Genomic DNA, 9,948 nt, shown 5'->3' with positions numbered 1-9,948 from the left:
GGGCGGAAGCTAAAAAATGGTTTTCCCAACTCCATGATCTTAAGGACATTATTAAATTTGCCATCGAAGCGGAAAAAAGCAGTGTTCTTTTTTTCATGGATATCTTATCTCACGACGCTTTTGTTTATAGTCAAGAGATTCTTAAAAATATCATAAGAGCGGAGAAATCTTATATTGTCTCTTTAAGCAGCATGTTAAAAGCGATGAAATAGGAGTTTATCTACAAAATTAAGTTGAGTGTGACCGCGTCTGTCACACCCATGCTTTAAGGTCCTGAAACACCCAAAACAGATGGTCTAACGAACATCAATCATTTGCGATGGACCAGTTGGTTCCGAAACTTGTGGGTTGTAACGAGGTTAGTAAACCAGGGCATAGAATTGGATGCCAACGCTATAGATAGAAGGATCTGTATCTGACACTTCATGGCACCATTTCACCTCTCCCAGAGTTATGGAACGTAAACCCTTACAGAGGCCTGTACATGGGCCGTGGGGATGGAAATCTTTTACCCTGATATTGAGTGTCTCGCCAGGATGAAAGGAAGACTTGGATTCAAAACACTTCTCCTCTTCACAATGATTAAGCAACTGCGCACTCAAGCTATTCCTTTTGCTGACATGTGAAATCTCAATTAGTACGGGATAACGTCTTCGTATATATGTTCTTTTTTTCTCGCGGCCCTTTATAAGATCTCCTGGATAGTGCTATGGTGACACCATCATATTCATTGTGTTTTTGACCGCCGTTTAGATAATAGTTCCGTGGTATGATTCTTAAGGCAAGCAGGTCTCTAAATTAGTTATGCGCTCGATGTTCCCTTCATCTGAAAGAGTTGTCTTTCGCAAATATTCGTACGTTCTGTAATTATTGATAAATATTCTTATACCTGCCAAGCTAAAAATATGATGAAAATGCTTCGAAATCTTGTTTGGTTCATATGGTCGACGATCAAAAGCACCTCCAATCTCGCTGTCGAGAACCTTGCGCTTCGCCAACAATTGGCCGTAATGAAACGGACAAACAAGGGGCCGAAAATTCGAATAACGGATCGGCTCTTCTGGGTTTTGCTTTCCCGAATTTGGATTCCCTGGCGCGAATCTCTTGTCATTGTAAAGCCGGATACTGTTGTTCGCTGGCACCAAAAGGGTTTTAAACTTTTTTGGAAATTCAAATCCAAAGGTCCGGGAAGACGCCGCGTCGGTTGTGAAATACGTAATCTTGTCCGAAAAATGGCAATAGCCAATCCGATCTGGGGTGCGCCCAGGATTCATGGGGAATTGCTCAGCCTGGGTTTCGAGGTTTCCGAACGAACCGTTTCCAACCTGATGCCCCGGAGCCTGCCGAATGAGAAGCCGTCTCAGACTTGGCGAACTTTCCTGAAAAATCATGCGAACAAGTGTTCGATTGATTTTTTTACTGTTCCGACAGCTACCTTCAACATTCTGTTCGTTCTAGTGGTCCTCAGCCACAGCCGTCGCAAAGTCGTACATTTCAATGTGACCTCAAATCCGATTGCCGAGTGGACAGCTCAACAGGTCGTGGAAGCCTTTCCCTGGAACTCGGCACCAAAATATTTGATGCGAGATCGGGATTCGATCTATGGCGAATTCTTTCGCAATCGACTGAAAAACATGGGTATCAAAGAAGTGATCTCGGCCCCGCAAAGCCCTTGGCAAAAACCCGTTTGCGGAACGGGTGATCGGCTCGATCAGGCGAGAATGTACAGACCATGTCATCGTATTGAACGAAGATCACCTGAAAAACGTTCTTTGTTCGCATTTCGAATATTATCATAATGACAGAACACATTTAAGTCTTGAAAAAGATACACTCAATGGACGGCCGATACAGCGCAGGCCTGTCGGCAAATGCAAGATGATCGATTTACCGCGGATCGGTGGGCTACATCACCGCTACGAGTGGCAAAAGGCGGCCTGAAAATTCAAATCGTTTTGATACTAAAAACCTCGGACGATCTTTGCGGATCTGTGCCCAGAATCGATCTCAACCAAAAATTTTACCTTGAAATCGTCTGTTTCAAATGAACCTGACTCCGGATAATGGCATTCAATCTTTGCATAGGGGATGATGTATTTCGAAGAATTTCCCACGGATATTTTTTTGCGAAGGACAGGTCATCAGCGCGTCTATGATGGTGATTTAGGTGATGTTCTGATCCACTGGAAGGGAACTTTTAAAAGGGGCATATATGGTATCACCACTTTTGAAAATGTCTCAAAAGTAGGGATGTATTGGAGATATCCAATAAATCCGCCATCACTTTTTGGCTGTGATAGCAAAATGAAAGTCAATTAATCATCGGAAACCGCCAACCACCAGATGTAGTATTTGAGCTTCCTAATTTTTTGTACACCTTAGGGTACACCCTAATAGCAGTAAATGTGGATATGTTGTTTCCTATTTTTAGCTATTCTGCAAGATCATTTAAGCCCAGGTCGTTCACCCCCCAAAAATGCATCATTTCAAGGATCGGGTACGCACTGTTACCCAGATCAGTCAGCGTGTATTCCACGCGGGGTGGGACTTCTGGATAAACGGTCCTGAACAGCAAACCGTCCCGCTCCAGCTCTTTGAGTTGCTGGGTCAGCATCTTCTGGCTAACGCCGGGGACGATCCGCTCCAACTCCTTGTACCGCTTGGTCCCATCATGAAGATGCCACAGCATAAGGCATTTCCACTTGCCGCTGAGCACATCCATAGCGACTTCCACCGGGCAGCGATATTCCCTGCCGTTCCATTCGATCATTTCAGCTCCTACTCCAATAAAAAATTACCCTGTTGGTCCACGCCTGCCGGCAATACAAACAAATCGGTATGTGTCGAACCAAAAAGTGCCTTCTTGTACCATTATTTATAAGCATTACTGTATCAGTGTATCCAAGAGCAGCATCAAACCATTTTTTAAGGAGCAAAACAATGACATACCCAAGAACCTTTTCACATATAGGATTGTCTGTGACAAACCTTGAGCAAGCCGTTGATTTTTACACCAACGTCTTTGGATGGTATGTGATCATGCCACCCACTGAAATCGTTGCTGACGACTCTGCCATAGGTGTGATGTGCAACGACGTCTTTGGTGAAGGCTGGAGCAGTTTTCGTATCGCGCACATGTCCACAGGTGACAAGATCGGTGTCGAAGTCTTCGAATTCAAAAACGCTGAGCAACGGGAAAACAACTTTGAATACTGGAAAACCGGCGTCTTTCACTTTTGCGTTCAAGATCCGGACGTCGAGGGTTTAGCTGCCAAGATGGTGGAAAACGGAGGCAAGCAGCGAATGCCCGTACGTGAATACTACCCAGGTGAAAAGCCCTACCGCATGGTTTATTGCGAAGATCCTTTCGGAAACCTCATTGAAATATACTCTCACAGTTACGAGTTGACCTACTCCGCAGGAGCATATCAGGATAAGCTCGAAGCAGCATAATGAAAAGGCCCACAGCAGCATGTGAGCCTTTTCACCTCAGGTATTAGGATAAAGATACTTTGGAAGGATCTCGTTTTCTAATTCTCAGGCCAGAATATCGCCTACGCCGGTCAAGATATAGTTAGGTCGATAGGCGAATTTGTGCAGATCTTCTTTGGCGGTCACACCACTGAGAACCAACACAGTCTCGATATCCGCTTCAATGCCGGCGATGATGTCCGTGTCCATCCGGTCACCGATGATGGCGGTCTCCTCCAGGCGGCAATCAAGCCTTTTTAGTGCGTGGCGCATCATAAGCGGATTGGGTTTTCCTACGAAATAGGCCTTGCAGCCGGTGGCAAGTTCGATGGGGGCGATGAGGGCGCCTGTGGCAGGGACGATTCCTTCTTCCACAGGTCCGGTGAGATCGGGGTTGGTGCCGACCAGCTTAGCACCTGCACGCACCAGCTTGACGGCACGTTCAAGCTTTCCATAGGAATAAGACCGCGTCTCGCCCACTACTACATAGTCCGGGTTGATATCGTTCATGGAAAATCCGGCTTCGTACAGGGCATTTGTGAGCCCGGTCTCTCCGATAACATATGCGCTGCCGTCAGGATGCTGGGTCGCCAGAAAACTGGCCGTGGCCAAGGCACTGGTATAAAAGTGGGAGGCATCCACATCGATTCCGAGACGGTCAAGTTTCTGTTGCAATTCACGAGGCGACCGTTCGCTGCTGTTGGTCAGAAACAGGAACTGTTTATTTTCGTCTTTGAGCCAGTCCAAAAATTCCTTCACACCCGTCAACAGGTGATTGCCGTGGTAAATCACGCCGTCCATGTCGCAGATAAAAGCGTGTTTCTCCTGTAACTTCTCCATCGTGTTTTTCCTTTATAATTTTACGGCAAGCCATCCGACGAAAAGTACTATGAGCCAAGCACCAACAAAAAGCCATAGGAAACTTTTCCATTGGTTTCCAAAATAGCGTTTTGATGATTGAATTACCCACGTCCAATTCAACCAAATGTGAAAAAATAAAAGAAATAACAAGAAAACCGAAAGATAAAGGTGAAGGTCGCCCCATTCATAGCGATGAAGTCCAAGGAAAAAATTTCCCGATTGATGAACGCTTCCTTTGGGAATTATGAAACCAAGAAGAAGACCGATGATGGCGATGGTTCAGATGTCAATAAAAAGGGTAACATCAATCAAATATTTCAAAGCATTTTTCTTTAAAACATTCTCCCTAAAAAATATATCCTGAACAGGTATTGCTTACAGGTATAGTTTGACCAGCAGCTTGACCGCGACGCCCAGCAGCACCACGGCAACAATCTGCTTGATCCACTTGGACTTCATTTTGTCTTTCATGGTCCTGGCGCCGATTTGGCCGCCGCTCGAATATTATTCGGTGGTAAGACTGTTAAGGCAAGCAGGCTAATGAATTGGTATTGCTTTTGATTTTCCTTTTATTTGAAATGAGTACCTCAATAGAAACGATATTGTCAAAAGCTTTAGTTATGTTACCATGAAATCCAACAGGAAATGATACCCTAACCTTCTTGTTCCATTGGTCCGATTGGGATCTTATGCAGTCTGCACGCCCCAAATTATATGCTCCTACAAGTACGTAATGGCTATCCTAAAAAAACGCATCCCACCGATTCGTGTGGTATCTTGCCTTATGTCGCGAGTGATCCTTTCCTATTGAAATTGTTAGCTTTTTAAAGAGTGGCCAGCTAAATCGATATTCAAGGCCATATCAATTAGTTGCGCGGATAGTTACAATTATGTGGCAACAGCTTACAACATAATTGCAGACCTGCTGGACACCCCTGTTGTTGAACCTTAAATCAGTTTCATGACCTTGTAAGGCCCATTATTAAGGCCTTCAATTTTTCTATCAACCGAGTGATCGAACTGCATGAGAATTACTTCTCTTTTAGCTCAAAGGCCGCTAAATATAGCTTTTCAAACAACATACGATAAAGGATTTCTGTATTCTTCCTTTATCCCACAATAGGAATTATAGCATGCAACCCATTGAGTTAAAAAGGAATTAAAAGAAAAATATAGATTTTCCTATTTTTAAAGCGAATGAAGGAATGAAATGAACTATATTCTCGCAACATAATTAAACTCACAACACAACTTGCCACTGTCTGGAACAAAGTCCAACCAAAGGCACCTCCATATATAGTAGCAAGGCGGCTTACCGTGCAGTTACCATAAAACAACATATCCTTATCATATTCAGTTTGATCATACGCACGATTACGATTCTCATGAACCGATAAATCAGGCTGACAAAACCGTTTCGAGTGGACCGCGATAGCGAGCGTATTCCCCGCCGCTTGTCGGAGCGAAGCAGAGATACCGAGTATCGGTGCGGCGGGGTTAGCGAGCGAACTGGAAATCGATTTTTATCCTTGTGGTGCCGCGGGGAATGTTCAATGTCGATCATTGCATTTCCAAGTATACCATCGTATGCGGGTGATATGCCTGCGAGGTCTACCAGTAATCGAAGACGGCCGGAATGGATCGGACCTGATGATCTAATACCTCAACGCATTGCCCCCTCTTCAGATAAGATAATCTGAATCGGGTTCCCTCCCGTCTCGCTTTTGAACACATCGATTTTTTGTGCGAACATCGGCAACGGGCAACCTGCAAGAAAAAAAAACGTTGCAGCCAACTTTTGGCTGCAACGTTGATCAATCTGGGGGAATGATCAGGCGGCGTTCTGGTCGCGCAGGTCCGGGTTGTAACAAATCCGGCAGCAGTCGAGGCAGCGGCTGGATTCGTGCTTGGCGTCGACCTCGGAGATGACCTTGTCCACCTCGATCATCGAGTTGATTCGCTCGGCTACGGGCAGTTCGGGCATGGGTGTCCGGGGAGACTTGACCACGCCGGGAACCGTTTCGAACAGGGATTCGGGGATATGCCGTTTGCGCAGGGAGCGGGGGGTTCCTTTGATCTCCTCACCGGTGATGTACTGATGGATGGAGCGAGCTGCCCGCCGTCCGCCGCCGATGGCGTCCACCACCAGGGAGGGTCCGGTGGCCACGTCGCCGCCGGTAAACAGATAGGGCACGCTGCACTGCAGGGTTTCCGGGTCGTTGTCAAAGGTGTTCCAGCGGGTGATGGTGATGTTCTCTTTGTCCGTTTCCTTTTCCATGAAACCGATATCCGGCTGCTGGCTGATGGCGGAAATGACCATGTCCACGTCGAGAATCGTTTCCGACCCCTCGATGGGCACCGGCCGACGCCGGCCGCTGGCGTCGGGCTCGCCCAGTTCCATCTGAAGATACTCCAATCCCTTGACGTTGCCCTGACCATCGTCGATGACCCGCGTGGGAGCGGCCAGGAACTGGAATTTGATGCCTTCGTGTTCGGAGGCCACGATTTCCACCTCGTTGGCGGGCATCTCTTTGCGTGTCCGTCGATAGACGATGTAGACTTCTTCGCAACCCAGGCGAAGCAGTGTGCGCACACAATCGACAGCCGAGTTGCCGCCGCCGACAACTGCCGCCCGGTGGCCGATGGGAACCCTTTTGTCTGGTGAATTGGCCACGGCGGAGAGGAAGTTGATGCCCTGGGAAACCCCTTTTAAATCCTCACCCTTGATGCCGAGGGTGTAATCCTTCCAGGCACCGATGCCCATGAAAATCGCATCATAGCCTTCGTCACGGAGCGATTGAATCGTGAAATCCTTGCCCAGCGTGTTGTTGTAGTGCACGTCGATGCCCAGGTTCAAGATGCCGTCGATCTCCCAGTCCAGTACCTCGTCGGGCAGTCGGTACTCGGGAATGCCGTATCGCGTGATGCCGCCCAGTTTGGACATGGCATCGTAAATGGTAGGATGGTGGCCCAGCCGTCGCAGGAAATAGGCGCAGCTGACACCAGCCGGTCCACCGCCGATGATGGCCACGCGCTTACCGGTATCCGGTGCGCAGGCGATGGGGTAGCGCCGACCGCTGTTCATTTCGTAGTCGGCCACGAAGCGTTTGAGCTGGTTGATGGAAACCGCCTCATCTCCGATGTCCCGCCGGCAGTAATCCTCGCAGGGATGCGGGCACACCCGGCCGCAGGAGAGCAGCAGCGGGTTGCGTTCGCGGATGGTATTGACGGCCCCTTCATAGTCGCCCTCTTTGATCAGGCGAATGTATTTGGGGATGTCGATCTCCGCCGGGCAGGTTTGCTGGCAGGGGGCCAGGGCGTGGTCTTCCTGGTTGAAGACCAGCAGGCGCTGGGACATGGTTTTTACAGAAATCAGACCTTTGGGGCAGGCCGTTTGACAGGCGCCGCAACCCACACACTTGAATTCGTCGATGACTGGAAACCCCTTCGGGCCCATGTGGATGGCATCGAATTGACAGGATTGAACGCAGTCGCCCATGCCCATGCAACCGATGGAGCAGACCCGTTTGCCACCGTATAGCGCGGTCATGGCCGCGCAGGTCATGGCGCCGTTGTAAATAAACTTGTCATCGGCGCGGTCGCCGCCAGAGCAGGAGTTGAGGGATTTCAAGGGCTCGGCTGTTCCCGGATCCACACCCATGACAGCGGCGATATTGATGGCCGCTTCCGAGTCGGCGACGACACAGACACCGGGGCCGATCTTGCCTTCAACGACGCCCACGGCCGCCGCGCTGCACCCGGCAAAGCCGCAGCCGCCACAGTTGGCGCCTGCCATGAAATATTCCACTTCGGCGATGCGCGGATCTTCATAGACGTAGAAGACTTTAGAGGCAACACTGAGGATAATGCCGCAGGTTGCGCCTATGCCAAGCATGACGAGGATAGCGATGGTCACCAAAACCTCCTTTAGGCGTTAAGATAATTAATTTGGACTGCGTTATCGGTCGTCGCAGTATGACAAATACGGCTTTCTCCCTCTATCCTTGCCAAATTAATTATCTTGCAGCCTATTGAATCAAATCTATACCATGCCGCGAAAGGCATAGAAGCTCAGTGAAATAACGCCGGCAGTGATCAGGGCGATGGAGGTGTCCTGCAACGGTTTGGGCACACGCGCCAGCAGGATGCGTTCGCGCAGACCTGCGAAAATGATTAGTGCCAGACCGAAACCGGCTGCATATCCGAAGGATGTGACCAGCGCCGGCACAAAACCGAGCTCCTTGTCGATGTTGAGCACGCACACACCGAAGACGGCGCAGTTGGTCGTGATCAACGGCAGAAAAATGCCCAGCCCAGCATATAGAGCGGGGATGCTTTTTTTCAGGAACATTTCGACGAACTGCACCAGGGACGCAATCACCAGGATGAAGGCGATGGTTCGCAGGAAGACCAGGTTGTTGGGCTCCAGCAAGTAGTTAAAGATAAGCCACGTCATGGCGCCCGCCATAACCAGGACGAAGATAACGGCCATGGCCATGCCCATAGCAGTTTCCATCTTCTTGGAGGTTCCCAAAAACGGGCAGTTGCCCAGGAACTGCGCCAGCAGAATGTTGTTGACGAAAATGGTGGCGATGATGATTTCAATATATTCCATGGTAGCTTAGTTCCTCCCGCTATTTACTGGGGATCAGGTTCATCGCACAGAGCAATAATCCCAGGATCACAAAAGCGCCCGGCGCCTGGACGGCAAAGCCGAACGGTTCGAAAGCGGCACCGAAGATATTGGGGACGTCCCAATGGATTAGTCCGAACACGTCTCCCTTCAAGGAGCCCGTTCCGATCAGTTCACGCACGGCGCCCAGCAGTCCCAATGCCCAGGTGAATCCGAGACCGATACCCAGACCGTCGGCAGTCGATTTGAGAACGCCGTTTTTCGAGGCAAAGGCCTCGGCGCGGCCCAAAACGATACAATTGACCACGATCAGGGGGATAAACACGCCAAGGTCTAAAAAGAGGGTGTAGGCAAAGGCCTGCATCATCTGTTCGACCACGATGACGAAGGTGGCGATGATGATGATGAAGCAAGCGATACGGACCTTGGCGGGGATGACCTTTCTCAGCAGGCTGACCAGGATATTGGAGCAAAGCAGCACGAAGGTGGTGGCCAACCCCATGCCAATGCCGTTTTTCATGGAGGTGGTCACGCCCAACACCGGACAGAGTCCGAGAACCAGCCGGAACGGCGGGACCTCTTTCCAGAGGCCTTTGGTAAATTCAGAAGCGAACGATTTGGCCATTGAGTAAACTCCTTTATTTGCCCATGCCTTTGATTTGTTCTTCCAGCTGCGGTTTCAGCCTGTTGTATGTCTCGACGGCTTGATTGACCCCGCTGCATACCGCCCGCGAGGTGATCGTGGCGCCGCTCAGGGCGCTGATCTGACCGCCGTCGGTGGTGACACCGAAGGGGGCGCTGATGCTTTTGCCCGCAAATTGTGCCGCAAACCTGGGGTCGGCTTTGGCGTTACCGCCCAGGCCTGGGGTCTCTTTGTGGGTGGTGACAGCGATACCGCGCAGGGAATCATCCGCCATGTTGATTGCCACCACCATACCGACCTTGTCGCCATACCCGTTGGCACTGGCTTCCACCACGACCGT

10 protein-coding genes are annotated in these 9,948 nt (G+C 49.7%); 3 read left to right on the top strand and 7 right to left on the bottom strand.

From position 1 onward, the window contains the following. Both QNK41_RS21150 and QNK41_RS21145 read left to right on the top strand, forming a co-directional pair. Positions 1–212, top strand: a 212-nt coding sequence (locus QNK41_RS21150) for a hypothetical protein (protein WP_319261265.1), incomplete at its 5' end; no start/stop codon positions are given. A 693-nt stretch (positions 213–905) separates the two neighbouring features. Further along, entirely contained in the window at positions 906–1,799 is an 894-nt protein-coding gene (locus QNK41_RS21145; RefSeq protein ID WP_319261262.1) for an integrase, read from the top strand. A gap of 632 nt (positions 1,800–2,431) precedes the next feature. Here the strand turns inward: QNK41_RS21145 and QNK41_RS21140 are convergent. After that, positions 2,432–2,770: a helix-turn-helix domain-containing protein gene (locus tag QNK41_RS21140; protein WP_319261260.1), complete on the bottom strand. Its 339-nt coding sequence runs from the start codon at positions 2,768–2,770 to the stop codon at positions 2,432–2,434. Positions 2,771–2,838: 68 nt separating this feature from the next. On the opposite strand from QNK41_RS21140, the gene QNK41_RS21135 reads away from it, so the two are divergent. Next, positions 2,839–3,453, top strand: a complete 615-nt coding sequence (locus QNK41_RS21135) for a lactoylglutathione lyase family protein (protein WP_319261257.1) — start codon at positions 2,839–2,841, stop codon at positions 3,451–3,453. An 84-nt stretch (positions 3,454–3,537) separates the two neighbouring features. Here the strand turns inward: QNK41_RS21135 and QNK41_RS21130 are convergent, their stop codons facing one another. The 6 genes from QNK41_RS21130 to QNK41_RS21105 all read right to left on the bottom strand — a co-directional run. After that, positions 3,538–4,311: an HAD-IIA family hydrolase gene (locus QNK41_RS21130; RefSeq protein WP_319261255.1), complete on the bottom strand. Its 774-nt coding sequence runs from the start codon at positions 4,309–4,311 to the stop codon at positions 3,538–3,540. Between the two features lie 12 nt (positions 4,312–4,323). Continuing rightward, the gene (locus tag QNK41_RS23165) at positions 4,324–4,575 is read right to left on the bottom strand and encodes a DUF4405 domain-containing protein (RefSeq protein WP_413815191.1); all 252 of its coding nucleotides are present in this window, start codon (positions 4,573–4,575) and stop codon (positions 4,324–4,326) included. A gap of 1,588 nt (positions 4,576–6,163) precedes the next feature. Further along, positions 6,164–8,248: an FAD-dependent oxidoreductase gene (locus QNK41_RS21120; protein WP_319261250.1), complete on the bottom strand. Its 2,085-nt coding sequence runs from the start codon at positions 8,246–8,248 to the stop codon at positions 6,164–6,166. A 126-nt stretch (positions 8,249–8,374) separates the two neighbouring features. Next, positions 8,375–8,947 (bottom strand): electron transport complex protein RnfA, encoded by a 573-nt coding sequence (locus tag QNK41_RS21115; RefSeq protein ID WP_319261247.1) that lies wholly within the window; start codon positions 8,945–8,947, stop codon positions 8,375–8,377. 19 nt (positions 8,948–8,966) lie between these two features. Next, positions 8,967–9,590, bottom strand: coding sequence for an electron transport complex subunit E (locus QNK41_RS21110; RefSeq protein ID WP_319261245.1), 624 nt, complete (start codon positions 9,588–9,590; stop codon positions 8,967–8,969). Positions 9,591–9,603: 13 nt separating this feature from the next. Further along, positions 9,604–9,948 (bottom strand): FMN-binding protein (locus tag QNK41_RS21105; RefSeq protein ID WP_319261242.1); only part of this gene is annotated, 345 nt, incomplete at its 5' end.

The sequence above is a fragment of the Desulfosarcina sp. genome (assembly GCF_033791525.1).
In the GTDB taxonomy this organism is placed as follows: Bacteria; Desulfobacterota; Desulfobacteria; order Desulfobacterales; family Desulfosarcinaceae; genus Desulfosarcina.
Note: the sequence above shows the minus strand (reverse complement) of the source record. Positions and strands in the feature narration are given on the sequence as shown.

Excerpts from the sequence above, each read along its gene's own strand:
- QNK41_RS21135 (WP_319261257.1), top strand. The coding sequence starts at position 2,839 with ATGTGTCGAACCAAAAAGTGCCTTCTTGTACCATTATTTATAAGCATT.
- QNK41_RS21115 (WP_319261247.1), bottom strand. The coding sequence starts at position 8,947 with ATGGAATATATTGAAATCATCATCGCCACCATTTTCGTCAACAACATT.
- QNK41_RS21110 (WP_319261245.1), bottom strand. The coding sequence starts at position 9,590 with ATGGCCAAATCGTTCGCTTCTGAATTTACCAAAGGCCTCTGGAAAGAG.
- QNK41_RS21145 (WP_319261262.1), top strand. The coding sequence starts at position 906 with ATGATGAAAATGCTTCGAAATCTTGTTTGGTTCATATGGTCGACGATC.
- QNK41_RS21140 (WP_319261260.1), bottom strand. The coding sequence starts at position 2,770 with ATGATCGAATGGAACGGCAGGGAATATCGCTGCCCGGTGGAAGTCGCT.
- QNK41_RS21130 (WP_319261255.1), bottom strand. The coding sequence starts at position 4,311 with ATGGAGAAGTTACAGGAGAAACACGCTTTTATCTGCGACATGGACGGC.